The sequence below is a fragment of the Pseudomonadota bacterium genome, from assembly GCA_027620075.1.
GTDB lineage: Bacteria > Pseudomonadota > Alphaproteobacteria > Rickettsiales > UBA6187 > 1-14-0-20-39-49.
The window spans coordinates 1-23,858 of record JAQCEY010000003.1; the positions used below are offsets into that span (position 1 = coordinate 1).

Genomic DNA, 23,858 nt, shown 5'->3' on the forward strand with positions numbered 1-23,858 from the left:
CGGTGTCATCCCATGATAAAAAATTTAGTAAAACTTTTCGATATTAAAAAAGTTTCCTAACTTTTTTAAATGTGGATTCCACTATAATTTGTTTTACTAAACAAATTCGTGGAATGACAATAATAGGTAAATTAAATGCAAAGTTATTATATTTCAGCACCTATCTTTTTAAGTAAGGAAGATTCTAAAACTAGTTCAACAATGACAAAATAATATATGAAAAAAATACTAATACCATATGCCTGTGGCGAAGGTGCTAAAGATAACGGTTGTGCAGATGCACCGAAACATCTGAAAAAAATAGGTCTTGGTTCGCACATTAAAGCAAGGTGGACGGGTGAATATAAGTCGGATAAAACCGATAAGTACGAAATTATAAAAGATAGTTGTAACAGATTATCAGATGATGTTAGCAAAGTAGTGAGTAAGGGTAATTTTCCTATAGCTATAGGCGGCGACCATTCTATGGCCGTGGGAACGTGGAGCGGAGTAACAACCGGACTTAACATGCAGGGGAATTTCGGTCTTATATGGTTTGATGCACATATGGACGCGCACACGCCGCAAACTTCTCATTCGGGTGCATATCACGGTATGCCGTTAGCACATCTGCTAGGCTATGGCGATGAAGGTCTATGCTCTATAGGCAGCAATATGCCTAAAATATCACCTGCCCATCTTTGCCTTATCGGTATCAGGAGCTTTGAAGAAAAAGAAGCCAACCTGCTGCAAAAATTAGGCGTGCGTATCTTTTACATTGATGAGGTTAAAAGAAGGGGGCTGCAAGACGTGATAAGCGAAGCACTGGAAATAGTGAAAAACAATACTCAAGGATACGGCATAACGATAGATGTAGATGTCTTCGACCCTTCAGAAGCACCGGGGACGGGTACAAAAGAACCTGACGGTCTGCATAGGGCGGAAGCCGTAGAGGCGTTCTGTGTTTTTAAAGGTGATAAAGACCTAAGAGCGGTTGAGCTTGCCGAATATAATCATCATCTGGGCAACAAAGGAATAACTTCAAAACTTATTTTCTATATATTAGGGGCGATTTTTAAGTAACTTTTTATACGAAATCCAATCATTTTGCCATCTTAACTATTAGTTAACTATTTAATAGTAATATTAAAGCAACAATATAAATTTGGTTGGGAGATATAATTATGTCTTTAAAGGTATTAAAAGTAATAATCGGTGCGTCATTTTTGTCATTTGCGTCTGTAGGGGGTGCAATTGCCGATATGGAAGGGAATCAGTATTATCCGGAATCCGGTCAGGAAAACCGCACAGATGAGGAAATGATAGACCGTCATGACGAAGTTCTAAACGAAATGTATGACGATTATGAGCATAAACTAAAAGCCTCCGAGAAATTCTATAACGGGGAGCTTGTCAGAAGGGAAAAACTTCACGAAAGAAGAATGGAAAGACGCAGTATATCGGCAGAACTTAAGAAAGAAAGAGCCATGCAACGTTCAGATGCACATGCCGATTATCTACAGAAAAAAGCAGAACTGGCAGAAACTCAGTTCGAAAAAAAGAACTATTATGTTGAAGCTATGAAAGAAAAAAGAGAGTATTTCAGAAAAAAAGAAGCTGAAAAAACGGGTATGGACCGGCACGAAGAAGACCCTTATAATAGCAAAGAAACCAATGAGATGAACATGCAACAATAAAGTAAGTTACTTTATGGAATATATTGATGAGTTATTAGTAGCGATAGATGAGCAGGTTTCATATATACTTGTCGGTTCTATATTTACGTTTGTAGCACTGTTTATATTCAGAAAAATTATATCAATGTTCTTGTTCGTTGTGTTCGGACTAATCTTATTTGCCGTTGTAAAACTTACCGTATTGCAACCAAGTACAACCGGAGATACTGCCGAGGGTGTTATAAAAAAGAAGATGAATAGTGTACAAGAAGCTATAGACGAATCTATAGAAGGTGTGAAAAACATAAAAGAATCTATGCAAGAAAAAGTAGACGGTGCTAAAGAAACCAGAAACAAAATAGATAAAACCCTTGATAAGTTCAAAGAAAAAGAAAAATCCGAATTTGATAAATTTATGCAGGAACTGGAAAAAGAAAAGAAAAAATCGGATTTTGACGTATTTATGCAGGAACTGGAAAAAGAATGAACTTATGAAAAGCGCTGATAATAATAAGCAATTTTAATTGCAATCTTTCAATGGATTTAGCGTTGAATTAATGATAAAAATGATTTTCCTTAAATGATATTGAGGTTCTATATATCTCTAAAGAAATCTGTGCATTATATACGCATCAACAAGCCCAAGTTCTTTATGGTCGAACGCCTGAGGGATAGTTCCCACTACCTCGAAGCCCATTTTCATCCATAATGCTACGGCTTTATGGTTGGTACTTACTACGATATTGAACTGCATGGCTTTATAGCCCTGTTTTCGGGCTTCATTTAAAGAATGCTCACACAATGCTTGCCCTATATTTTGTTTGCGGTAGTCGTGATGCACCATATACGCAGCATTACAGACATGCGAACCACGCCCCACCTTATTTTGCCTGATTAGGTAAAAACCTACTATTTTACCTTCTAAAACGGCAACGAACGGAGTAGTTTCCTCCATCCATAGCTTATGGGCTTTTTCACGTGTCGTATCATCTTTATAAATAAAACTTGTTCCTTCATTGACTATATGATGGAATATCTCCCATATCCCTTCAAAATCATCATCTTTAGCTTTTCTTATTTTCAACGGCATAACGAACCTTATGTATAGTTATTTATACACTATTTAGCACAAAATAACTAAATTCTCCACATAATTTTTATGTGCTACCTTTTGAAAAAATTAGCTTTATCCTTAACTCTATCCTGCCAGCTTTTTTCCGGCTCAAGAGAAGTGTGGGGCGTCGATTTTAGAACTCCTCTCGGATTATATTTATCAAGGACAGAAAGTTTAGTCTTCTCATCATGATGTTGTATATTATGCTCAATAGGGGCTTCAAGCCTTCCCATGTTTCTGGCTGCCACCAGAGGTACGGTTATTGCCATTCTGGGTATCATTGCCGCACCTATGCCTGAGCCACCCTTTACCGCCCGTGCAAAATTTGTTTTCAGAGTTTCCATGCTATAATTATTTTTAGCGTCCTTGCCCCAAAAATGTATAAGCTCAAGCGGAGTGCATGCAAAGGCGGTAAATGCCCCCGTTAACAAAGATGCTTTATATACGTCGTTATCTTTTATTTTACCGTCTTCTCCCCGAAATTGAGAGTTTATATAGTCCCCTCCCATAGTAAAACTTGTTATTGCAGCGGCACTTCTGCCTGTGGCCGATATTACCCTGCTTGACGGATAAAGATTTCCTACATTTCCTTTTGATATTGATTCCTTATAGCTATCAATAACTTTTTTAAAGCCGTTTTTGGGGTCTAAAGCTGTAGCTATCCCTATTGTTTCCACAGGACATAATATCGCCGCCCCTGCCAGTATGAATGCTGATTTTTCAGCACTTTTGATAATATCGTCTTCAGAATCACCGAGCATTCTGTCACTGGTTATTGACAGCCCTAATCTTACTGCCTGCATCAAAGGCGTATGTATCAATCTTGCCGATATACCGCTATAGGAATTTTGTACCTTTTGTGAAAAACCGTGTTGTTGGTAAAACGGTTTTACATGCCCTTTGTAATATTCTCGTAAGTTGGAATAGTTATTTCTTTCCTGCGGGTCAAGTATCCTTAGTTTTGCAGAATGCAGAGGGTAGGTTCCTACGGTAATTAACGAACTATATGCTGCATTTTTTGCCAGAGTATTAAATAAGCTAAAATCACTGTTTTTATTATCAGCGTTATCGGATTTTGTTTGGGCATTTTTTTTTAAGCTATCTTTCTCTGTAGCAGTCACTAATCATTCATAAATTGAGTCAAAGCGTTTATTACGGCTTTATTCTCATCTTCCAGACCTATAGTGATTCTCAGGAATTGATCAAGTCCGTAATTAACTACCGGACGTACGATGATACCTTGTTCCATCAAAAATTCAAATGCATAATTTGCTTTTTGTGCATTTTTAAAATCAACCAGAATAAAATTACCCACGCTTGGGACTGATTCAAGCCCTATATTGTTTAGTTCTAATGCCATATTCTCAAGTTGGGCATTATTGAAATCCTTTGTTTTTTTAGTGAACTCCACGTCTTTTACGGCTGCGGTTGCCGCACTTATAGCGGCTGACGATACGTTAAAAGGACCTCTTGTTCTGTTTAGCACATCGGCAACCGATTCAGGGCAATATGCCCAGCCTATACGCAGTGCCGCCAGACCGTATATTTTTGAGAAGGTACGGGTCATAACGGTATTTTCACCCAAATCCACAATATCCTCACCTGCCGTATAATCGTCTTTTTCAACATATTCAGCATAAGCACCGTCTAATACAAGCAATATATCGTCCCGTAAATTCTGACGCAGGCGTTTTACCTCCCCGCCCGATATATAGCTGCCTGTCGGGTTATTAGGGTTAGCGATGAATACTATTTTTGTTTTATCGGTAACGGCATTTAAGATATTATCTACAGATGTTTTTAAATCCGTTTCAGGAACGCTAATCGGTGTTGCACCTACTGTCAGGCTGTATATCCTGTACATAAGGAAGCCATGTTCGGTATAGATAACCTCGTCACCTGCTCCTGCATATGCAAGGCAAAGGAACGATATAATCTCATCGGAACCTGCACCGCAAACTATGCGGTCGGGGTTCAACCCATATACTTGCCCGATAGCTTCACGCAATATTGTTGCACCGCCATCGGGATATCTGAATAATTTTCCGGCTTCGTTCTTATATGCTTCTATGGCTTTGGGGCTTGCACCAAGTGGTGTTTCGTTAGATGAAAGCTTGATTGTTTTAGCTTCATTCTTCGATTTTGACAGACCGCCCTTATATGGCTGTATTTTCAATATGGATTCTTTTGGTTTTAATGTCATGTTCTAACCTGCTTATGATATCAAGCACATAGATATAGCGGAAATTATGGGATTTGTCACCGATGAACTTGTTTATCGAAAACTCTTATATTAAAAAACTAATTCCACTTTGCCACAGGTGGTAATGACATCAAAATAGCTTCGGTATTGCCGCCCGTCATAAGACCGAACTTTGTCCCTCTGTCATATACAAGATTGAACTCGGCATAACGCCCTCGTTTGAATAGCTGATGTTCTCTTTGCTCTTGATTCCACTCCTCAAGCATGTTGCGACGCACAATTTTCGGGTAGATATCAAGGAAAGCCTTACCCACATCTTGTGTAAAATCAAAATCATTTTCCCAATTACCGCTATCTAAATAATCATAGAATATACCGCCTACTCCACGTGATTCGTTCCTATGCTTTATAAAGAAATATTCATCACACCATTTTTTGAATTTAGGGTAATATTCGGGGTCATGCTTATCACATGCTTTTTTGAAAGCTGCATGAAAATCTTTTGTGTCTTCCTCTACTTCATACATAGGATTCAAGTCACCACCTCCTCCGAACCAGCTTTTTGACGTTACAATGAATCTGGTGTTAAAATGTACGGCAGGAACTAACGGGGAATGCATATGTGCTACCAGCGATATGCCTGTTGCAAAGAATTCAGGGTTTTCTTCCGCTCCGGGAATTTGCTTCGCAAACTCATCACTGAATTTTCCGAAAACAGTTGAGATATTCACGCCTACTTTTTCAAAAACACGCCCTCGCATAATAGACATCTGACCGCCGCCACCGCCTTCTCTTTCCCAGTTCTTACGCTCAAACCTTCCAACGGGCTTATCAGAATCGGTCAATTCGTCTTCGATTTTTTCAAATTCAGAGCAAATACTATCCCTTAGTCCTTCAAACCATGCGGCAGCCCTGCTCTTTTTCTCTTCCATCAGATTACCTTGTTGTTGTTTCACTTTTACCATTTTTACACACACTCAATATTAAAAACATTCGACAGCAAACTATGTCATTTTAATAGAGCAGTAATTGACAAAACTCAAATAATATATTAACAAGCCGGAAATAATATAAAAAAATTCATAAACAAAGAGCCGATAATATGAAAAGAACCTGACCGTTAAAGAAAGTATAAAGCCTAATGAAAGTCCTCTGTTTCGTTAATCAAAAATCACCGCCCGTTGAAGAATAAAAACTTACTCTTCTTCGGCAAGTAATTTTTCCGCATCAAGTGCTGCCATGCAGCCCATACCTGCGGCAGTTACCGCCTGACGGTATCTTTTGTCCTGCACGTCACCTGCGGCGAACACGCCTTTTATGTTGGTATTGCAAGTTCCGGGTTTAACTTTGATATAGCCTTCTTCGTCCATATCTATCTTACCTTTAAACATAGCCGTATTAGGTTTATGACCTATCGCTATGAAAACACCGTCGGCAGGTTTTTGAGTTATCTCACCGGTTTTTGCATTTTTCAATTTAACGCCCGTAACGTTCAGCGGATTTTCATCGCCTGTTATTTCTTCTAGCTCGGTATCCCAGATAACCTCTATTTTCTCATGCCTGAAAAGCCTGTCCTGCATAACTTTTTCAGCACGCAATGAATCACGTCTATGCACCAGATTAACTTTACTTGCGTGATTTGTCAGATATAAAGCCTCTTCAACTGCGGTATTTCCGCCGCCTATTACATATACTTCCTTATTTTTGAAAAAGAAGCCGTCACAAGTTGCACAGCCTGAAACACCATATCCCTGATATTTTGTCTCGCTTTCAAGCCCCAGCCATTTTGCCTGCGCTCCCGTACATATAACTACAGTATCTGCGATAAATTTATCACCTGTTTCAGATATAGCCTTGAACGGACGTGATGAAAAATCCACTTCTTTTATATGGTCGAATATTACATTAGTTCCCACATGCTCTGCCTGTTTTTGCATTTGTTCCATGAGCCATGGACCTTGAATAGCATTTTCAAATCCGGGATAATTCTCTACTTCGGTGGTTATGGTTAGCTGACCGCCCGGCTGCATTCCCTGTACTAATATAGGTTCGATATTTGCACGTGCCGCATATATCGCCGCCGTGTAGCCCGCCGGCCCTGATCCTATTATCAACATTTTAGTACGATGTTCAGCCATTTTTATTCCTTTTGATTTCAGTAGTATAATCTGTTAGCGTCAGTGCAAGTGCCTACTGACACTTAACACCGACACTTAACACCAATTAAAGACTCGAAGCGTTCTTATCCAAGTATTTGGCAACACCTTCAGGAGATGCTTTCATTCCTTCAGAACCCCTGTTCCAACCGGCAGGACAAACTTCGCCGTTTTCCTCATGGAAGTTAAGAGCATCTACGATACGTAAAGCTTCATCAATGCTACGTCCCAAAGGAAGATCGTTTACAACCTGATTGCGAACAACACCTTTTTTATCGATAAGGAACGTACCGCGAAGTGCAACGCCTGCACCTTCTATCAACACATCATAATTTCTTGAAATCTGTTTTGTAAGGTCGGAAACGATAGGGAACTGAACCTGACCGATACCGCCGTTATTTACAGGAGTGTTTTTCCATGCAAGGTGGCTGAATTTTGAATCAACGCTAACAGCTATAACCTCAACGTTACGGCTTTTGAACTCGCTTAATTTGTTATTGAATGAAATGATTTCCGACGGGCATACAAAAGTAAAATCAAGGGGGTAGAAAAATAATATACCGACTTTGCCGTTTAAGTATGATTTAAGGTTAAAACTATCATTTATCTGATTATCCGGCATTACAGCAGAAGCCGTAAAATCAGGGGCCTCCTTTCCAACTAAAACACTCATTATAGAGCCTCCATAAAATTTTGTTACAACATAAAATTAGTAGTTATTTATATGGGGCATGCACCGCCTAGTGTCAAGTAATGAATCATTAATATTTTTTTAAGATATTTCGGCATTGATATTAATTTCAGACCGCCTAATACTTAAATTATAATCCCCCTTATCTCTTCACAAACTTTTGTCCGCTCCCAAACAAAACCGACCGGCTTTAAAGATTTTATAGGTTTAGCCACCCAAGCTATATTAGTTATAAAAACTTCCTCGGCATCTTTTAGGTCATCAAGTTCAAAATCGCCCTGAACAATCTCATAAGGTGATTTTTCAATAACCGCCTCACGCATTACCCCTTTTAGGATGTTATTTGCAGGGGTATATAGCTTCCCCTCTTTGAACCAGAAAATATTTCCCGAACTGCCTTCACATATTTTCCCTTCAATGCCGAGCAGCAACGCTTCAAAACATCCGTTTTCAATTGCGTGCATTCTGGCAAGCGTTGAGTTTAGACCTTGTGCGGTTTTGATGTCCGAAGGCATGCATATATCGGGGATTTTCCTATATGAGCTAAGCCAAAGGTCAACAGGTTCATCGCTTACATTCGCACTTTGTAGCGTCTGTATAATAACTGTAGGCTTACCGCATTTGGGCAGATATCCTTCACTTCCTACACCACGGCTTATGGCTATGCGTATAAATCCTTTCTCAACTGCATTTTTTTTCAGTAACTCATTACATATACGTTCTATTTCCATGGTATCAAAATTTATTCCGATAGCTTCCAGACCCCTTCTTATCCTTTGCAGGTGGCTTTTAAACCTGAACATTTCCCCTTTATTTACCCTTATTGTATCGAAAATACCGTCGCCATAGCGGAAGCCACGGTCGTCAAAAGATATGGCTGCCTTACTTTCATTTATGAAGCTGCCATTGTAAAAAACACTCTTGCTGTCACATAAATTTGACAAAATAATCCTTTCCTTATTAATGTTTTTAGTGTATATGAGTCCGCAAGTATAATGAAAAATATAAATTTGTATATGAAAGAAGGCTATAATTCGGTCATATCCCTAGAAGGATTGCTACTCAAGGTTAATATCGGCATAACCGAACAGGAACGTGATATACCGCAGGATATCAAAATAAGCTTAAAGTTCTTTTACAAGGATTTCCCTTCCGGATGCAATACGGACAATATAGCCGATACGGTCTGTTATCATAAAATAGCCGATATTGTGACTAGTTATTGCAAGAGTAATAAAGTTAAATTATTAGAGTATTTGTGTTTAGGATTACATAGGAAAATACGTTTAATCGCACCCGAAGATGTAGTTATCTGGATAAGAGTAGAAAAGTGCAATCCGCCGATAGACGGAATGTTAGGCGGTACAAGTTTTGAATATGGTGATTTTTAGGAGTTATAATGGTTATTCTAGGACTGGGAAGTAATTTCGGCAACAGAATGGATTATCTGTCAAAAGCGGTAAATAAGCTAAGTAAGTCGGTATTGGCGGCAGTTGAGATGTCTAATATATATGAATCGACTGCGATATTGAAGAACGGTTCGCCCGATTCTTGGAACCAGAAATTCCTTAATATGGCAATACGCGGTGAGACTCATCTTTCGCCTTCCGAATTGTTAAAACAAATAAAGATGATAGAAAAGGAACTCGGTCGTCTGGACAGAGGCGTTTGGGCTCCAAGGGAGATTGATATCGACATATTGGCTTATGATAATATTTACATAAATAATGACGAGCTTACAATTCCCCATAAGCATTTATATACAAGACCGTTTGCCCTAGTGCCGCTGGCGGAACTTGCCCCTAACTGGCAGTGTCCGATGGACGGTGCGTTCAAGGGCAAGACTGCCTATGAAATAACAGATCAGTTGATAAGCTCCTGTAATGAAGAACTTATAAAGACCGATAATAGAATTACTATAAGCGATATCTTGGTGGCGTAAAATCGAACAAAAGGAAGGTAAAAATAGATAGCGAGTTATTGAACGATACGGTTGAAGCTATTATAAACTTTAAAGCTAAATCTAGTACTAATGGAATTAACAATTTAAAGGAAAGTACCGTAGAAAAAATTAATAAATATTATGCGGTGTTTCGCAGTGAGTTTTTCGATGAGGAAAAAAACGCCTTTACAAGAGAGGCTCGGCAGCGGAAAAATATGCAACCTTTAAACGCATATGCAGATCTTGCATTATATAAATCTCAGATTGAAATTTCAGGAATTGACGGCTTGTCTGCCGAGCAGGCTCAATATCAATATAATTTAAGTCAATCTTTGTTGGAAGAAGCAGAAAGCATAAAAAAAATACAAGGCAAGCATCTTAATGCCCTACAAATAACTAAAAAAAAGATTAATCAAGCAAATGAATATCCCGAACTTCATATCGAATATCAGGCGAAAAAAAACATTTCAAATCAGCTTAGTTTTTAACGTTATTTGCCGCTTTATTAAATAGAAGTTAATTCTTCGAAGTAATTTATACATCAAGTACCCTTAGTTCATTGACAAACCGCTTAAAACATCGTAAATATACCTGACAAAATCACTATGTTATTATGAGCGGATAATATGTTTATACAAACGGAAACAACACCAAACCCTGCCACCTTGAAGTTTATTCCGGGTGAGTCGGTGCTTGGCAGTTCTACGGCTAACTTTAATAGTAAAGAGGAGGCTGTGCGTTCGCCTCTTGCAACGGCTTTATTTGATATAAACGGTATTGAAGCGGTTTTCTTAGGCAGCGATTTTATATCTGTAACCAAGAATCAGGATAATGACTGGAGTCACCTTAAAACGGAAGTGCTTACAACCATTATGGAGCATTATGTTGCAGGCAAGCCCGTAATGTCGGGTGACGGCTCTAAAGCAAGTGCGGAGTCTAATGAAGATGATGACGAGATAGTAAAGCAGATAAAAGAGCTTATAGAAACTCGTGTACGCCCTTCGGTGGCACAAGACGGCGGTGATATAATATTTCACGGATTTGAGAACGGCATTGTAAAACTTGAAATGCACGGTGCGTGTTCGGGCTGTCCCAGCTCTACAATCACATTGAAAAACGGTATCGAGAACATGCTGAAACATTATGTTCCTGAAGTTGAGTCTGTAGAAGCTATTGAGATTTAGAATAAATTCCATTGACTAGTTTTAACTTATAGACGAAGATACTTTCTTGTATAAATAAAAAATATGGGGGATGTATTAATGACTACATTATATGAAAAGCTAGGCGGTAAAGCAGCGGTAAATGCGGCTGTAGATATATTCTACGAAAAAGTTATGGCTGACGACACAATAAATTATCTATTTAAAAACGTAGATATGCCTCGACAAATCGCCAAGCAGAAGGCTTTTTTGACATATGCTTTCGGAGGTGCTCCTAATTATTCGGGTAAGAACATGCGTGAAGCTCATAAGAACCTGAACCTAACGGAAGAGCATTTCAATGCTGTTGCCGGTCATTTAAAATCCACGCTGGAAGAACTAAGCGTTCCTGATGATATTCAGGACGAAGTTATGTTAATAGCGGCAAGCACGCATGATGACGTTTTGAATCTGTAGCCTTATTTTAACGATTATTATATAACTCCCTAATATTACTATCCAATTAAAAAACGACTACATTTAGTAGAAAAAGTGCTAGCCATACACAATTTGTTGTGATATTTTACTTCTTAAGCCAAGCAAGTAGCTAGGCGTTATTTTTTTAAGCCCCAGTGGCGTTTGAACACTAAAAAAGATAATGCTGTAGTCATGAAGAAACTTGTACTTGCCACATTAATGCTATCATTTTTTCCTTCTGCTTCATATTCGCAGCAGGACATACTTTCATCGCTTTCAACTAAACTGAAATATCTTAACCAACGCCAGTCCGTAATATCACATAATATTGCGAATGCCGATACACCCGGATTCAAGGCTCGTGACTTAGAGGAATTCAGGATAAATTCTGCTTCGGGTTCAAATATGGGCATAAAATTACAGGCAACCGCTCTGGGGCATATAGGCGGAGCAACCTCAGTTGCACATTTTAAAACCATCAAACAGGAAGATTCGTATGATACGTCTTTAGACGGCAATAACGTATCACTTGAAGAGCAGATGATAAAAATGGCAGAAACCGATATGGAATATAATAAGGTAGTAGGTATCATGCGTCAGTATAACGGGTTGGTCAGATCTGCTATAGGAGGTAACAGGTAATGAGATATGTGTTTATTATTTTCGTAGTTTTATTTCCGTCCTTATCCCAAGCCCTTGGGCTTGACGATGCTTTTGAGCGTTCTACGGCGGGTATGAAGGTGCAAAGCCAGCGTATGAAGATTATTTCACAAAATATCGCAAATGCCGATTCGGTCGGTACAAGTCCTGATGAGGAGCCGTACAGGCGCAAAACCATATATTTTAAAAATACCGTCAACCCTAAGACGGGTAATGAGATAGTTGAGGTAGATAAGTTATCAAGGGATTATAAAACTCCGTTCAAAGCAAGATTTGACCCTTCTCATCCCGCTGCCGATGAAGACGGTTATATTTTATTACCAAATGTCAACCGCACGATAGAAAATGTTGATATGAAAGAAGCCGAGCGTAGCTATGAAGCGAACCTTGGTGCAGTTGAGACCACAAAGCGTATGTACTTAAATACGCTTGAGTTGCTAAGGTAGGCAGCTCTTTTCGGCAAGTAGCCCTGATTTTTTATATAAATATAATTATTACAATTATGGATTCCACTATAATTTGTTTTACGAAACAAATTCGTGGAATGACATTGATAAATAAGGGAATACATATGTCAGTGAGTTTTAATGCCGCACTAAATGCCTATAATAAAGCCGCACAAATGCCTACAACCGCAATAACTAATCAAAGCGGAAGTGAGTCTGCAACCGGTTCTAACGCTATAGCAGCTTTCGGAAACTCCTTGGCAGGCAAGGTGGGTGAGGCAACCAACACTTTAAGGTCTGCCGAGGCAGTTACGGCAAAATCACTTGTAAAGCAGGCAGACTTGACTGACGTTGTAACAGCGGTTACAAAGGCAGAGGTAACCTTGCGTACTGCCGTTGAAGTCCGTGACAGGCTTATAACTGCTATGCAGGAAATATTAAGGATGCCTATTTAATTGGAATAGTAATAATATGGACCCTACTACGGCACTTGATATAGGCAGAGAATCTATTTTTGTTCTTTTGAAAATATCACTACCCCTTATGCTGGTAGCCCTGTTTGTCGGTCTTATAGTGTCGCTGTTTCAGGCATTAACGCAGATTCAGGAGATGACACTATCATTTGTTCCTAAGATAATCGCTATTTTTCTGGCATTGATAATGTTCTTGCCCTTTATAGGTATGCAACTACGAGGGTTGTCTGAGACTTTGGCGGCTATGATAGTTTCGTCATCAGGTGTATTATAATATTACGATTTTTCAACTAAAACTTAACAAAACCCACTATAAATATATCTATTTTTATCGTTTTTTTAATGCTTTCTTAATAAATGTAATGCGTTTTAGGGAAATTTCTGCTATAATAAACGTCATTATCATAAGAAGATAATGAAGGAAGCGGCGGAATTTGACAGGGAAATTTTTTACATTAACTTTAATAGCAATTAGCCTTCTGGGCTGCCAGAGGTTTGATAGGGAGAATGTGCCTGCATCACAGAAAGTAATGGGGCTTATTAACAAAGATCAGTTTAAGGCAAGGGCTTTCAGACAGCAATATTTTGATCACATACCCGCTCCCAGATATGATGACCAGCCTACCTATCAGGATAATGAGGCATCAAGATATTACTATCGTACCGAAGAAGAGAAAAAACAGCTTATGTATGCAGGGCGTGACCAAAGCTATGAAGAAGGATTTCAGGCGGGCTGCCAAACATTCGCAAGTGCTATAGGCTCAGGTCTTGCACGATTAAGAGATACCGTAGTCGACGCCGATAAATTGAGCGAGAATCCTTGGTATTTACGCGGATATCAAGATGCATCGGCATATTGTACACACGCACTGGATTGGGAAACCCACTAAAGGAACATATAATGAAAAAGTTTATATTATTACTTATGGTATGTTTTGCGTCTTCGGGCTGTTCAAATTTAATGAGAATACACCCCGGTGGCGAGGATATACTACCGCCTCCGGGACCTAAAATATATCAGCAGGGTTTTTTGGACGGTTGTGAAAGCGGAAGTTCCGGTTATAAAAGTAGTTTGAAAAAAATGTATTTTACATGGAAACAAAATCCTGAATTAGCTCAAAACAGGGTTTACTATAAAATATGGAAAGACGCTTATGCATACTGTGCCGTAAGAGGAATGATGAATAGCTCTCACGGTTTGGGCAACTGGAGATAATAATGAAAAATATCTTTATTTTAATTATTACGGCTTTTTTTCTGATGTCCTGTACATCGGATTTTAAGCCTAGGGTCGGTGCTCCTTGGATGCAAGACATGTTGACTCAAGGTCCTGAAGGTCCTACCAATTTCCGCAAAGGCTGGAGGGACGGCTGCGAAACGGGAATATCGGCAACTGCAAACAAATTGCAGCGTGTTTTCTATGATTTCAAACAGGATTTTGCGTTGGCACAGGATCCGGTATATTATAAGGGTTGGAAGGCTGCTTATAATTACTGTCAACGTTATGTATTCCAGTATTTAAGAAGGAATATTTTATAGATATGAAAAAACTTGTATTATTATTAACGGTATGTTTAGCGATAACGGGTTGCAGGGGGCAGATATTTTCACCTAATAACCCTATGGCTCCCAAACCGTTTAGGATAGGCTCACCGCCAAAAGATGCACATCCCGACTACAAAGAGGGCTGGGAGGACGGATGCAACACCGGTCTGTCAACCATGGTTCCGGGCTATTATAAAAGCTTTTATGCATATCAACAAGATACCTACAAGGTAAATAATCCGGTCTATTATAAGGCATGGAAGGATTCTTACACATATTGTAGACAATATGCATTCCGTTATGTTTGGGATTCACTGGATCAGAGCGGACACCCGCTGGATAACAATCTGTGTGTATTATGTCCCAACGAGTTGAGGTAATATGAATAAAATTTTATTGATAGTAATATCCGTATTCTTACTTACAGGCTGCTACAACGCACCTGATGCGATAAAGCCGCATTCATGGCTATTCAAGCAAATGCCTCAGGACGCACCCAATAAATATAAACACGGCTGGAAGGACGGCTGCGAAAGCGGAATGTCGTCAATGACCAGTACAACCTATAAGACGTTTTATTCATTCAAGCAAGACCCTATTTTGCGAAAAGATCCCACATACTATAAGGCGTGGAAAGACACTTTTAATTTCTGCCGTCACTATGCTTACGGAACACTTCGTCAGGCTGATATACGTATGAACCTGCCGAATGAAAGGTCGCAGTTCCTTACAACTTTTATGGGTACGGAGAACATACTTGAACACGGTTTATTACAAATGTGGGGGCCGGGTGGCGGTACTTTGAAATTCTTGAAAAATTTCGGAGGTGACTACGGCAGCTTAGGACGTGAATTCGGCATGGGAGGAGCAATGGACTTCTCTGACGACATGGTGATGAACGGCAAAGGCAAAAACCCGATAATGAACTGGGAGTTCAAATACGAGTATTAGGAACTTTATGCCGACTTCCATTCGTGCATACCTGTAATTCCTGTAATAATATTACCCCAAAAAGAAGCGTGGTTGCCTCTTTAGCCTGATTATATCGTTAGGTTCAATTCCGTTAACAGATTTTCTAGCCCTGCCTGATTGTGTAATAAGCATTCGTTTTACTAACTGCTCAATATCTGCTCCAACTGTTTATAACAATCTTCCAGCCTAGCTTGTTCATCAGGAGCCTGTCTTAAGAATTCCTCTATCCGGTCGTGGTATTTTATTGCCTCGTCCACTAAAGCATCAGAACCATGCTTATATGCACCAAGTCTTATTAACTCTGCCATATCGTTATATGTTGCTATAATTGACTTGGCTCGTTGTACAATTTTATTTTCGGCATCGCTATTACATGCCGGCATTGTACGTGAAATACTTTTCAATATATTGACGGCAGGAAAACGCCCCCTCTCGGCTATTGACCTGTCCAGAACTATATGTCCGTCCAAGATTCCTCTTGCCGCATCGGATATAGGCTCGTTATGGTCGTCCCCTTCAACCAATATGGAGAATATACCCGTTATACCGCCTTCTTTTGTTCCCGGTCCTGCCCTTTCAAGCAATTTGGGCAGTTCGGAAAATACGGTAGGTGTATAACCTTTGGTAGTCGGAGGTTCGCCTGCCGAAAGCCCTATTTCCCTCTGTGCCATAGCAAAGCGTGTTACCGAGTCCATCATGCACAGCACATCTTTGCCCCTGTCCCTGAAATATTCTGCCACAGTCAATGTAAGATATGCTGCCTGTCTTCTCATCAAAGCCGATTCATCGCCTGTTGCCACAATCACAACGGCATTTTTAAGCCCCTCTTCGCCTAAATATTCCTGTAAAAATTCCTGAACCTCACGCCCACGCTCACCGATAAGACCTATAACTTTTATATCGGCATCGCAATATTTTGTAAGCATAGAAAGCAAAACCGACTTACCCACTCCCGAGCCTGCGAAGATACCCATTCTCTGACCTTTACAGCATGTGAGGAAGGTATTTAAAGCTTTAACGCCAAGATCTATTTTGCCCTTAACCCTTTTTCTGGCATGTGCAGATGGCGGGTTGTTGCGGAAAGGATAGCTTAAATCACCTTTGGTCAAAGACCCTTTACCGTCTAAAGGTTCGCCCATAGCATTTATGACACGTCCACGCCATGCCTCACACGGGTAAATAACGGAAGCCTCATCTATCAGCCATACTTTACACCCCATGCCTACACCTTCTAAGTCACTAAACGGCATGAGCAGAACAACATCTTCCCTGAAACCTACCACCTCGGCGATGATTTCTTTATTATTGCGGGCTATTATTTTACATCTTGAGCCTACACTTACAACTTTTTGCAAACCCGAACATTCCGCCAGCAACCCCCTTACGGACTTTACCCGCCCAAAATAATGTATATCGGGTAATCTTTGAATTTCATTTGCCAGATTATCAAAATGCTGTTTCATAGATATAAAACATAATGAATCAATAGCTATTTTCAAAGATAAATTATCTATAGGTTATAATTTTCCCTTGAGTGTAAAGCTTTTGTAGTTTATTAAGACATTCTTGATTTAAAAATCCATCTACCTGCCCTTAGCTCAGCCGGATAGAGCAACAGCCTTCTAAGCTGTGGGTCAGAGGTTCGAATCCTCTAGGGCAGGCCATTGTTTACAGCGGTACATACCGAAGACATAGGTAACACGAACAAAACGTGTACCAATGGAATAACAACAATGTTCTTAATTAAAAACCTGAGTTTTTGTTGATGATATCGTTAATTCGTGATATCTCATTATATAATAAATAATTTCAATAAGCAAAATCATGCAAGACTGCAATTTTTTAGGGGCATATTCTTTATTCTCAAAGGAAGTAAGGCGTTTTTTAAAGGTCTATAACCAAACGCTTATCATACCCGTTATAACCTCACTGTTATTTCTGGCTGTGTTCAGTCTGGCATTGGGCGGCAGGGTTGAAACAATCGGCACTTTACCTTTCAAGGAGTTCATGGCGGCGGGTCTTATTATGATGGCGGTAATGCAGAACGCTTTTGCCAATACATCGTCCTCGTTTATTATGGGTAAGGTGCTTGGAACTATAATTGACTATCTTATGCCACCGCTTTCCGCATTTGAGATTACCTGTTCGATGGTGCTTGCAGGAGTGGTAAGGGGGCTAATGGTAGGGCTGCTTGTGTTTATATCCGTTGCCTTCTTTATAGATATCAATATCCATAGTATAGGCTACACGTTATTTTTTATAATATCAGCTTCAATGCTGCTTTCTCTGCTAGGCTTATTCGCCGGAATAGTTGCCGAGACTTTCGACCAGATGGCTGCCGTTACAAGTTATCTGATAACACCTATGACATTCTTATCGGGAACATTTTACTCGATTCACAAACTGCCTGAATTCTGGCAAACCGTCAGCCATGCCAACCCGTTTTTTTATATGATAGACGGTTTCAGATACGGTCTGACCGGTTATCACGACGGCAACCTTAATGTAGGTGTAATAGTTATGTTAGTTGCAAATATGTTTATATGGATTGTAGTACAGGTTATGATTAAGAAAGGATACCGTATAAAAAGTTGACTTTGCCTTGTATCTTAAGTACATATCTTTACGTTAATTTTTTAAAGTAGTGTGATTATGGCGTTATTAAAGTATAGTAATGAAGCAGTTGTAACGAGAGTTCCAAAAAAAGGGAGAGATAGGTTGACGTCGCATATATTGCCTGTTTACAACAGGAGCAAATTGCAAATAGAACGAGGTGAGGGAGTATATCTATATACTAACGATTCAAAACGCTATCTGGATTTTATGTCCGGTATAGCGGTAAACAGCCTTGGTTATAATCACCCGAAGCTGGTGAATGCTCTTCACATACAATCTAAAAAAGTATGGCATCTTTCCAACCTTTACGAAATACCGGGAATGGAAGAGCTTGCCGATATTATTACCGAGAACTCTTTTGCAGATAAGGTATTTTTCTGCAATTCCGGTGCTGAAGCAATCGAATGCTGTATAAAGTCGGTTCGCAAATATCATGATGCTACGGGTAATCCTAACAAGTTCAGGATAATTACATTTACGGGTGCTTTTCACGGCAGGACGCTGGCGGCTATCTGGGCAAGTAAGCGTGACCCTATGATGCAGGAAGGTTTTGGTCCTCCGGTTGAAGGTTTTGATAATGTTGAGTTTAATAATTTAGAGGCGGTAAAAGAAGCTATCACCGATGAAACTGCGGCTATTTTAGTTGAGCCGATACAGGGCGACGGCGGTATCAGACCTGCCGACAAGAAGTTTTTGAAAGGCTTACGCAAGATATGTAACGATCACAAGTTGTTGCTGTGTTTTGACGAGATACAGTCGGGCATAGGCAGGACGGGCGAGCTATTTGCACATGAGCATTATGATGTCAAGCCTGATATAGTAACATCGGCAAAGGGTATCGGTGGCGGTTTTCCTCTTGGTGCGTGCCTGCTTTCGGAAAAAGCTGCCAAAGGCATGACACTTGGAACTCACGGCTCTACATATGGCGGTAACCCTCTTGCTATGGCAGTAGGTCAGGTGGTAATGCAAGAAATTTTGAGCGAGGGATTCCTTGCAAATGTCGAGCAACAGGGAAAATTGTTGAAAGACGGTCTTAATAAACTTGCCAAGAAATATATCAAGGTTATAGCCGAAGTCAGGGGTATGGGGCTGATGCTTGGTTTAAAACTGATTCCCGACAACAAGGAATTTGTCGGAAAGCTACAGGATAAAGGTTTATTAGCACCTGCTGCCGCCGATAACGTGGTAAGGCTCCTGCCTCCGCTTATTATCAATGAACGCCATGTTAAAAAAGCCCTTTCCATCATTGAGGAAGCCTGTAAGGAATATTAATTTACTATAGAAAGTTCTGCAAAAGTCAAAAAAACTACTCTCCCCTTGAGGGAGAGTTAAAAACACGAAAGTGTTTTTGTGAGGGGTGAAAACTCGCAAGTATTTGTTATACCTGTGTTTATCACCCCATCCCTAACCCTCCCCCACAAGCGGGAGAGGGATAAAAAGAACTCAAATTTCAACTTTACGACCTTTTGCAGAGGCTTATATAAAAGAAATTAAAGGCATATTTTAACTAAAATAACGCTCTATACAATGAAATTTATAGATTTATGTTCAGGGATTGGTGCGGCACATTTGGCATTTAAAAAATTATCCTGCCAATGTGTTGGATATGCCGAAATTGATAAAAAAGCTGAAAAAACATATAAGCTTTTCTTTGGAAGTGAGCTAAAAAATTATGGTGATTTAATGAAAATAAAATCATCAGATTTACCGTCATTTGACATTCTTCTTGCGGGCTTTCCATGTCAATCATTTTCCGTAGTAGGACAACGGAAGGGGTTTATTGATGAACGAGGTCAGATAATATTCGGGATAAAGAAAATATTAAAGGAAAAAAAGCCTAAATTCTTCTTACTCGAAAATGTTAAGGGAATACTAAGTGCAGGTAACGGCGATGTGATTAATGTAATTGTTAAGGGGCTGGAAGCTCAAGGCTATAATGTTTACTGCAAAACCCTTAATAGTTACAATTACGGCACTCCACAAATAAGAGAACGTGTTTATTTTGTAGGTATCAGAAAAGATTTGGTTCCAAAGTTTAAGTTTCCCGATAATGATAATAACATAGGATATAACATTCAAAGATTCTTAATCAATAATGATGATAAACACATATTGTCAGGAAAACCTTTAGAAACATTTAAAAACAAATATCTTAATAATAAATATAATTTCGGAAAATATAATTTTGATGATCTAATCAAAAATGAATATCTGGTTATTGATACAAGACAAAGCGACTTAAGACTTTATATAGATAGAGTGCCGACCATCAGAACGGGTAGACAAGGTATAATTTATGTTAAAAACGGTAAGTTAAGAAAGTTAAGTGCAATGGAGGCGTTACTTTTACAGGGATTCGATGAGGATATGTCCATAAATGCCGATTCCGCCTTTTCACAAACGGCATTGTTATCTCAGGCAGGTAACGCAATGACCGTTAATGTAATGCACGACTTAGGAAAAATTATATTAGAAAGTTACGCATGAAAGATTTAGTCAAAATGGGTTCAGATGCCGCTAAAGCAGGCTTCAAAAATGAAAAAGATATTATTGAGCGTTTTAACAATTGGAAAAATGATAACCTTGCCCGCCAGTGGCTCAAGGCTATGGGTTATAAAATAAAAGAGATTGAATGTGTTAATGCCTATAAAGTTAAGGGGAGTTTTAAAGCTGACATTCAAGTTCAGATTCATATTGAAATTAAATTAAAGAAATTACAAGATACTCAAAATTTACAAGTAAAATTAGTTTCAAATCCTCAAGGGTTTAATCAAATTGATAAAAGGTGGGTCGACAAGTATGTTGAATTATGGAAAATTCCAAAAGATGTTGAAAAATTACTAAAGTATTTTACCGGAGAAGTAGAGCCTTACATATTAAATCCAAGAGACGAAAGGAGGATGTTTGCAGATGAATTCTCCGTTCCGGAACAACAAAAGCTCGTACGGTTTATATCAGAAAATAAAACTCTTATTATATCGGATATTTTGAAAGGCAGGGGCAGCTTTTCTGCGGAATGGATGCTGGTAATTCTTAAATTGCAAGATTCTGACTTAAAATGGACATTAAAACCTATTAATTATGTTCTTAATTATTTTGGAAACGGCGAAGTCTGTATTACTGATAGGGGTAGCATAAAAATAGGAAAAATAACGCTCCAACGAAAAGGAGGTGATGGCGGAAGAAAAACAGCTCAAATGTTACAATTTAAAATTAACCCATGTTTACTATTAGAGTAGATTTTTAATAATAAATTGGTGAGCGAGCTATATGAATTTTTTCATATCAATGTAACATTACCGATAAAATAAAAATATTATAATTTATTTCTTTACGAAATAATAAAAAGACAATATATGGGGTGTATGGTATGCCTAATATAAGGGATTTAAAATGTCTAAAGCAAATGTAGTTAACATGAATAATGAAACAGCCGAACAATATTTAGAAAGCTTCATGAATGAAGTGAAAACTAACCACCCGAACGAGCCTGAGTTCCAACAGGCTGTTTATGAGGTGGCATCGACTATTATTCCTTACATTTATAACAAGCCTGAAATAAGGAAAGCCAAGATATTGGAGCGTCTTGTCGAGCCTGACAGGATAGTTATTTTCCGTGTTAGCTGGACTGATGATAACGGCGATGTTCAGGTTAACAGGGGCTACAGGGTTCAGCATTCTAATGCTATCGGTCCATATAAGGGAGGGCTTCGTTTCCACCCTAGCGTTTCCTTGAGCGTTTTAAAGTTCCTTGCGTTTGAACAGACTTTCAAGAACAGCCTTACAGGTTTGCCTTTAGGTGGCGGTAAGGGCGGCTCTGACTTTGACCCTAAGGGCAAGTCTGATGCGGAAGTTATGCGTTTTTGTCAGTCATTCATGATTGAGCTTTCAAAGCATATAGGTCCTTATACCGACGTTCCTGCAGGCGATATAGGTGTAGGTGCAAGGGAAGTCGGTTATCTTTTCGGTCAGAACAAAAGAATAAGCGGGCAGTTCAACGGTATCCTTACAGGTAAAGGGCTAACATATGGCGGAAGCCTTATCCGTACCGAAGCCACAGGTTACGGTGCTGTTTATATGTTAGAGGACATGCTAAAAGAAAAAGGTGAATCCTTAAAAGGTAAAGTGGCGTGTGTTTCAGGTTCGGGCAATGTGGCAGAATATGCGGTTGAAAAACTTATCGAACTTGGTGCTAAAGTTGTTACGCTATCGGATTCATCAGGTTATATTTATGACCCTAAGGGGGTGACAAGAGAAAAACTTGATTATGTACGTGACCTTAAACAAGTCCGTCGCGGACGCATATCCGAATATGCAAAAGAGTTCGGTGTTGAGTATTTTGAAGGCGAAAAACCTTGGAACGTTAAGTGCGATGTAGCTCTTCCATGTGCCACCCAGAACGAGCTTGATGAAGATGATGCCAAAAAACTGGTTGCTAACGGGTGTATTGCGGTTTCAGAGGGGGCTAACATGCCTACCACTCAGGAAGCTACCGATATTTTCATTGAAAGCAGGGTATTGTTTGCACCGGGCAAAGCGGCTAACGCAGGCGGTGTTGCGGTGTCCGGTTTAGAGATGTCACAAAACAGCATGCGTATCGGTTGGGACAGGGAAGACCTTGATAAACGCCTTCGTGATATCATGCTTAAGATACATGCTCAATGTGCCGCAAACGGACGTGAGGAAGACGGGTATATCAACTACGTTAAAGGTGCTAATATAGCGGGCTTCAAAAAAGTGTGTGAAGCTATGCTTGCTCAGGGTGTGTTCTAATAAAACATGTAGGCTGCAAAAGACGCAGGCATTTTTCTGGTTGGCGGTTTAGTTTATGGAATTGCAGCCTGACTTAGCACTTCCTACGCAGGCTTATAGGCTCTAGAAGCTGAGAGTGAACAGCAGGTTTGACGTATGGTCAAAGTCATTATCGCTCATGTCGGTTTCCAGTTGATATGCGATACTTGGTTTGGCTATTTTAAATTCAGGTAGGTCTACGCCTAATATAAACCTGTTAGATGTCCAGTCATCAGCGTCAAAATCATAGAACGTTTCATTCCCGATAAAAGGCTTTATGTTATAGTATGCATCTTTTGTCTTGAGCATAAGACGCAGCCTGTTTCTCGCAGTATCATTGCCGTTTTCACGTACCCTGTATTCATGTCGGGTTCTAAACTGCCACTTCAGCTCCGGTATAAATTCATATTGCGGGCTATATATTGTTTTTTGCAGTTGTACGTGAGGTCTTTTTTCAAAGTCCCAGCTTCCGTCTGTTGACTTTGTATATACCGCCCTGAACTGAACGCCGCCTTCCCACCCTTCACCGAAATATTTTATAGGAAACCTGAATCCCCCGTCATAGTGGCGGTAAAAAACATCATTACCGTTATAGCGGTACTCTATCTCGGTATAAAGTTTAACATCATTTTTTATTTCAGGTGAATATACCAGTTTATTCCAGTGCCGTAATGCGTATGCAGGGGGTGTTACCGATAAAAGGATTAAAAATATAAATATTTTTTTCATTTATGCAGATACCTTTTTAATTTTATATATTACGGCTGAAAATAAATATTCGAAACAAACAATCTACGAGACCGATATTTTCATTACATTAACTATATTAACTTCTTATTTTTTTCAAGTTTATAGTAAAAAACCGTATAAATTTTATATTTCCAACCTCATTCAGATGAGTAAAATAAACCATATTTTAGCAGTGCTACCTATTCTAAATTTTTGTTGTAAAATATTATGAATTTTTGGGTTTTC

Annotated in this window: 31 protein-coding genes and 1 tRNA gene; 23 read left to right on the forward strand and 9 right to left on the reverse strand. The window is 39.3% G+C overall.

Features of this window, described 5'->3' with window-relative positions:
• The first annotated feature begins 216 nt into the window (after positions 1 to 216).
• From O2942_05455 to O2942_05465, 3 genes are all read left to right on the forward strand, one after another.
• Positions 217 to 1,062, forward strand: coding sequence for an arginase (locus O2942_05455; protein MDA0781695.1), 846 nt, complete (start codon positions 217 to 219; stop codon positions 1,060 to 1,062).
• A 101-nt stretch (positions 1,063 to 1,163) separates the two neighbouring features.
• Positions 1,164 to 1,676, forward strand: coding sequence for a hypothetical protein (locus O2942_05460; GenBank protein ID MDA0781696.1), 513 nt, complete (start codon positions 1,164 to 1,166; stop codon positions 1,674 to 1,676).
• 13 nt (positions 1,677 to 1,689) lie between these two features.
• A complete protein-coding gene (locus O2942_05465; GenBank protein ID MDA0781697.1) occupies positions 1,690 to 2,142 on the forward strand; it encodes a DUF2852 domain-containing protein in 453 nt (150 codons plus the stop codon).
• 117 nt (positions 2,143 to 2,259) lie between these two features.
• Here O2942_05465 and O2942_05470 read toward each other — a convergent pair whose 3' ends face one another.
• The 7 genes from O2942_05470 to O2942_05500 all read right to left on the reverse strand — a co-directional run bounded on the left by O2942_05470 (position 2,260) and on the right by O2942_05500 (position 8,763).
• Positions 2,260 to 2,745 (reverse strand): GNAT family N-acetyltransferase, encoded by a 486-nt coding sequence (locus tag O2942_05470; protein MDA0781698.1) that lies wholly within the window; start codon positions 2,743 to 2,745, stop codon positions 2,260 to 2,262.
• Between the two features lie 74 nt (positions 2,746 to 2,819).
• A complete protein-coding gene (locus O2942_05475) occupies positions 2,820 to 3,890 on the reverse strand; it encodes a hypothetical protein (protein MDA0781699.1) in 1,071 nt (356 codons plus the stop codon).
• Positions 3,890 to 4,972, reverse strand: coding sequence for a histidinol-phosphate transaminase (gene hisC / locus O2942_05480; GenBank protein ID MDA0781700.1), 1,083 nt, complete (start codon positions 4,970 to 4,972; stop codon positions 3,890 to 3,892). The genes O2942_05475 and hisC overlap by 1 nt, the downstream gene beginning before the upstream one ends.
• A 98-nt stretch (positions 4,973 to 5,070) precedes the next feature.
• Positions 5,071 to 5,904: an oxygen-dependent coproporphyrinogen oxidase gene (hemF, locus tag O2942_05485; GenBank protein MDA0781701.1), complete on the reverse strand. Its 834-nt coding sequence runs from the start codon at positions 5,902 to 5,904 to the stop codon at positions 5,071 to 5,073.
• 264 nt (positions 5,905 to 6,168) lie between these two features.
• Positions 6,169 to 7,110, reverse strand: a complete 942-nt coding sequence (gene trxB, locus O2942_05490) for a thioredoxin-disulfide reductase (GenBank protein ID MDA0781702.1) — start codon at positions 7,108 to 7,110, stop codon at positions 6,169 to 6,171.
• A gap of 85 nt (positions 7,111 to 7,195) precedes the next feature.
• Complete coding sequence (locus O2942_05495; protein ID MDA0781703.1) at positions 7,196 to 7,801, reverse strand: peroxiredoxin; 606 nt, start codon at positions 7,799 to 7,801, stop codon at positions 7,196 to 7,198.
• A 143-nt stretch (positions 7,802 to 7,944) separates the two neighbouring features.
• The gene (locus O2942_05500; GenBank protein MDA0781704.1) at positions 7,945 to 8,763 is read right to left on the reverse strand and encodes an aminotransferase class IV; all 819 of its coding nucleotides are present in this window, start codon (positions 8,761 to 8,763) and stop codon (positions 7,945 to 7,947) included.
• A 51-nt stretch (positions 8,764 to 8,814) separates the two neighbouring features.
• On the opposite strand from O2942_05500, the gene O2942_05505 reads away from it, so the two are divergent.
• The 14 genes from O2942_05505 (at position 8,815) to O2942_05570 (ending at position 15,455) form a co-directional block, all read left to right on the forward strand.
• Entirely contained in the window at positions 8,815 to 9,210 is a 396-nt protein-coding gene (locus O2942_05505; GenBank protein MDA0781705.1) for a dihydroneopterin aldolase, read from the forward strand.
• A gap of 8 nt (positions 9,211 to 9,218) precedes the next feature.
• Positions 9,219 to 9,761 (forward strand): 2-amino-4-hydroxy-6-hydroxymethyldihydropteridine diphosphokinase, encoded by a 543-nt coding sequence (folK, locus tag O2942_05510; GenBank protein ID MDA0781706.1) that lies wholly within the window; start codon positions 9,219 to 9,221, stop codon positions 9,759 to 9,761.
• A 38-nt stretch (positions 9,762 to 9,799) separates the two neighbouring features.
• Positions 9,800 to 10,249 (forward strand): hypothetical protein, encoded by a 450-nt coding sequence (locus O2942_05515; GenBank protein MDA0781707.1) that lies wholly within the window; start codon positions 9,800 to 9,802, stop codon positions 10,247 to 10,249.
• Between the two features lie 138 nt (positions 10,250 to 10,387).
• Positions 10,388 to 10,945, forward strand: a complete 558-nt coding sequence (locus O2942_05520; protein ID MDA0781708.1) for a NifU family protein — start codon at positions 10,388 to 10,390, stop codon at positions 10,943 to 10,945.
• 78 nt (positions 10,946 to 11,023) lie between these two features.
• Positions 11,024 to 11,380 (forward strand): group 1 truncated hemoglobin, encoded by a 357-nt coding sequence (locus tag O2942_05525; protein MDA0781709.1) that lies wholly within the window; start codon positions 11,024 to 11,026, stop codon positions 11,378 to 11,380.
• A gap of 192 nt (positions 11,381 to 11,572) precedes the next feature.
• Complete coding sequence (gene flgB, locus O2942_05530) at positions 11,573 to 12,022, forward strand: flagellar basal body rod protein FlgB (GenBank protein ID MDA0781710.1); 450 nt, start codon at positions 11,573 to 11,575, stop codon at positions 12,020 to 12,022.
• The gene (gene flgC, locus O2942_05535; protein ID MDA0781711.1) at positions 12,022 to 12,486 is read left to right on the forward strand and encodes a flagellar basal body rod protein FlgC; all 465 of its coding nucleotides are present in this window, start codon (positions 12,022 to 12,024) and stop codon (positions 12,484 to 12,486) included. Before flgB ends, flgC begins: the two co-directional genes overlap by 1 nt.
• A gap of 125 nt (positions 12,487 to 12,611) precedes the next feature.
• Entirely contained in the window at positions 12,612 to 12,941 is a 330-nt protein-coding gene (fliE, locus tag O2942_05540; GenBank protein MDA0781712.1) for a flagellar hook-basal body complex protein FliE, read from the forward strand.
• A 16-nt stretch (positions 12,942 to 12,957) separates the two neighbouring features.
• Complete coding sequence (gene fliQ, locus O2942_05545) at positions 12,958 to 13,233, forward strand: flagellar biosynthesis protein FliQ (protein MDA0781713.1); 276 nt, start codon at positions 12,958 to 12,960, stop codon at positions 13,231 to 13,233.
• Between the two features lie 160 nt (positions 13,234 to 13,393).
• Positions 13,394 to 13,849: a hypothetical protein gene (locus O2942_05550; GenBank protein ID MDA0781714.1), complete on the forward strand. Its 456-nt coding sequence runs from the start codon at positions 13,394 to 13,396 to the stop codon at positions 13,847 to 13,849.
• 11 nt (positions 13,850 to 13,860) lie between these two features.
• Entirely contained in the window at positions 13,861 to 14,175 is a 315-nt protein-coding gene (locus O2942_05555; GenBank protein ID MDA0781715.1) for a hypothetical protein, read from the forward strand.
• Between the two features lie 2 nt (positions 14,176 to 14,177).
• Positions 14,178 to 14,498: a hypothetical protein gene (locus O2942_05560; protein MDA0781716.1), complete on the forward strand. Its 321-nt coding sequence runs from the start codon at positions 14,178 to 14,180 to the stop codon at positions 14,496 to 14,498.
• Positions 14,499 to 14,500: 2 nt separating this feature from the next.
• Positions 14,501 to 14,884 carry a hypothetical protein gene (locus tag O2942_05565; protein ID MDA0781717.1) on the forward strand — a complete coding sequence of 128 codons (384 nt, stop codon included), beginning with the start codon at positions 14,501 to 14,503 and terminating at the stop codon, positions 14,882 to 14,884.
• Position 14,885: 1 nt separating this feature from the next.
• A complete protein-coding gene (locus O2942_05570; GenBank protein ID MDA0781718.1) occupies positions 14,886 to 15,455 on the forward strand; it encodes a hypothetical protein in 570 nt (189 codons plus the stop codon).
• 161 nt (positions 15,456 to 15,616) lie between these two features.
• Here the strand turns inward: O2942_05570 and fliI are convergent, their stop codons facing one another.
• On the reverse strand, positions 15,617 to 16,939 hold the full coding sequence (fliI, locus tag O2942_05575) for a flagellar protein export ATPase FliI (GenBank protein MDA0781719.1): 1,323 nt from the start codon (positions 16,937 to 16,939) through the stop codon (positions 15,617 to 15,619).
• A 124-nt stretch (positions 16,940 to 17,063) separates the two neighbouring features.
• On the opposite strand from fliI, the gene O2942_05580 reads away from it, so the two are divergent.
• The 6 genes from O2942_05580 to gdhA all read left to right on the forward strand — a co-directional run bounded on the left by O2942_05580 (position 17,064) and on the right by gdhA (position 22,865).
• Positions 17,064 to 17,140: transfer RNA gene (locus O2942_05580), tRNA-Arg, on the forward strand.
• 160 nt (positions 17,141 to 17,300) lie between these two features.
• On the forward strand, positions 17,301 to 18,071 hold the full coding sequence (locus O2942_05585) for an ABC transporter permease (GenBank protein ID MDA0781720.1): 771 nt from the start codon (positions 17,301 to 17,303) through the stop codon (positions 18,069 to 18,071).
• Positions 18,072 to 18,128: 57 nt separating this feature from the next.
• Complete coding sequence (locus O2942_05590) at positions 18,129 to 19,364, forward strand: aspartate aminotransferase family protein (GenBank protein MDA0781721.1); 1,236 nt, start codon at positions 18,129 to 18,131, stop codon at positions 19,362 to 19,364.
• 255 nt (positions 19,365 to 19,619) lie between these two features.
• On the forward strand, positions 19,620 to 20,579 hold the full coding sequence (gene dcm, locus O2942_05595; protein MDA0781722.1) for a DNA (cytosine-5-)-methyltransferase: 960 nt from the start codon (positions 19,620 to 19,622) through the stop codon (positions 20,577 to 20,579).
• A complete protein-coding gene (locus O2942_05600; protein ID MDA0781723.1) occupies positions 20,576 to 21,331 on the forward strand; it encodes a type II restriction endonuclease in 756 nt (251 codons plus the stop codon). Before dcm ends, O2942_05600 begins: the two co-directional genes overlap by 4 nt.
• Positions 21,332 to 21,509: 178 nt before the next feature.
• A complete protein-coding gene (gene gdhA / locus O2942_05605) occupies positions 21,510 to 22,865 on the forward strand; it encodes an NADP-specific glutamate dehydrogenase (protein MDA0781724.1) in 1,356 nt (451 codons plus the stop codon).
• Between the two features lie 102 nt (positions 22,866 to 22,967).
• On the opposite strand, the gene O2942_05610 is transcribed toward gdhA, so the two are convergent.
• Positions 22,968 to 23,612 carry a DUF2490 domain-containing protein gene (locus O2942_05610; GenBank protein ID MDA0781725.1) on the reverse strand — a complete coding sequence of 215 codons (645 nt, stop codon included), beginning with the start codon at positions 23,610 to 23,612 and terminating at the stop codon, positions 22,968 to 22,970.
• Positions 23,613 to 23,858 lie beyond the last annotated feature (246 nt).

Coding starts and splice junctions, on each gene's coding strand:
- O2942_05495 (MDA0781703.1), bottom strand. CDS start 7,801: ATGAGTGTTTTAGTTGGAAAGGAGGCCCCTGATTTTACGGCTTCTGCT.
- O2942_05455 (MDA0781695.1), top strand. CDS start 217: ATGAAAAAAATACTAATACCATATGCCTGTGGCGAAGGTGCTAAAGAT.
- O2942_05555 (MDA0781715.1), top strand. CDS start 13,861: ATGAAAAAGTTTATATTATTACTTATGGTATGTTTTGCGTCTTCGGGC.
- O2942_05560 (MDA0781716.1), top strand. CDS start 14,178: ATGAAAAATATCTTTATTTTAATTATTACGGCTTTTTTTCTGATGTCC.
- O2942_05505 (MDA0781705.1), top strand. CDS start 8,815: ATGAAAAATATAAATTTGTATATGAAAGAAGGCTATAATTCGGTCATA.
- fliQ (MDA0781713.1), top strand. CDS start 12,958: ATGGACCCTACTACGGCACTTGATATAGGCAGAGAATCTATTTTTGTT.
- O2942_05590 (MDA0781721.1), top strand. CDS start 18,129: ATGGCGTTATTAAAGTATAGTAATGAAGCAGTTGTAACGAGAGTTCCA.
- flgC (MDA0781711.1), top strand. CDS start 12,022: ATGAGATATGTGTTTATTATTTTCGTAGTTTTATTTCCGTCCTTATCC.
- hisC (MDA0781700.1), bottom strand. CDS start 4,972: ATGACATTAAAACCAAAAGAATCCATATTGAAAATACAGCCATATAAG.
- O2942_05565 (MDA0781717.1), top strand. CDS start 14,501: ATGAAAAAACTTGTATTATTATTAACGGTATGTTTAGCGATAACGGGT.
- O2942_05470 (MDA0781698.1), bottom strand. CDS start 2,745: ATGCCGTTGAAAATAAGAAAAGCTAAAGATGATGATTTTGAAGGGATA.
- fliI (MDA0781719.1), bottom strand. CDS start 16,939: ATGAAACAGCATTTTGATAATCTGGCAAATGAAATTCAAAGATTACCC.
- dcm (MDA0781722.1), top strand. CDS start 19,620: ATGAAATTTATAGATTTATGTTCAGGGATTGGTGCGGCACATTTGGCA.
- O2942_05460 (MDA0781696.1), top strand. CDS start 1,164: ATGTCTTTAAAGGTATTAAAAGTAATAATCGGTGCGTCATTTTTGTCA.
- O2942_05600 (MDA0781723.1), top strand. CDS start 20,576: ATGAAAGATTTAGTCAAAATGGGTTCAGATGCCGCTAAAGCAGGCTTC.
- O2942_05585 (MDA0781720.1), top strand. CDS start 17,301: ATGCAAGACTGCAATTTTTTAGGGGCATATTCTTTATTCTCAAAGGAA.
- folK (MDA0781706.1), top strand. CDS start 9,219: ATGGTTATTCTAGGACTGGGAAGTAATTTCGGCAACAGAATGGATTAT.
- gdhA (MDA0781724.1), top strand. CDS start 21,510: ATGAATAATGAAACAGCCGAACAATATTTAGAAAGCTTCATGAATGAA.
- fliE (MDA0781712.1), top strand. CDS start 12,612: ATGTCAGTGAGTTTTAATGCCGCACTAAATGCCTATAATAAAGCCGCA.
- O2942_05465 (MDA0781697.1), top strand. CDS start 1,690: ATGGAATATATTGATGAGTTATTAGTAGCGATAGATGAGCAGGTTTCA.
- flgB (MDA0781710.1), top strand. CDS start 11,573: ATGAAGAAACTTGTACTTGCCACATTAATGCTATCATTTTTTCCTTCT.
- O2942_05525 (MDA0781709.1), top strand. CDS start 11,024: ATGACTACATTATATGAAAAGCTAGGCGGTAAAGCAGCGGTAAATGCG.
- O2942_05610 (MDA0781725.1), bottom strand. CDS start 23,612: ATGAAAAAAATATTTATATTTTTAATCCTTTTATCGGTAACACCCCCT.
- trxB (MDA0781702.1), bottom strand. CDS start 7,110: ATGGCTGAACATCGTACTAAAATGTTGATAATAGGATCAGGGCCGGCG.
- O2942_05570 (MDA0781718.1), top strand. CDS start 14,886: ATGAATAAAATTTTATTGATAGTAATATCCGTATTCTTACTTACAGGC.
- hemF (MDA0781701.1), bottom strand. CDS start 5,904: ATGGAAGAGAAAAAGAGCAGGGCTGCCGCATGGTTTGAAGGACTAAGG.
- O2942_05520 (MDA0781708.1), top strand. CDS start 10,388: ATGTTTATACAAACGGAAACAACACCAAACCCTGCCACCTTGAAGTTT.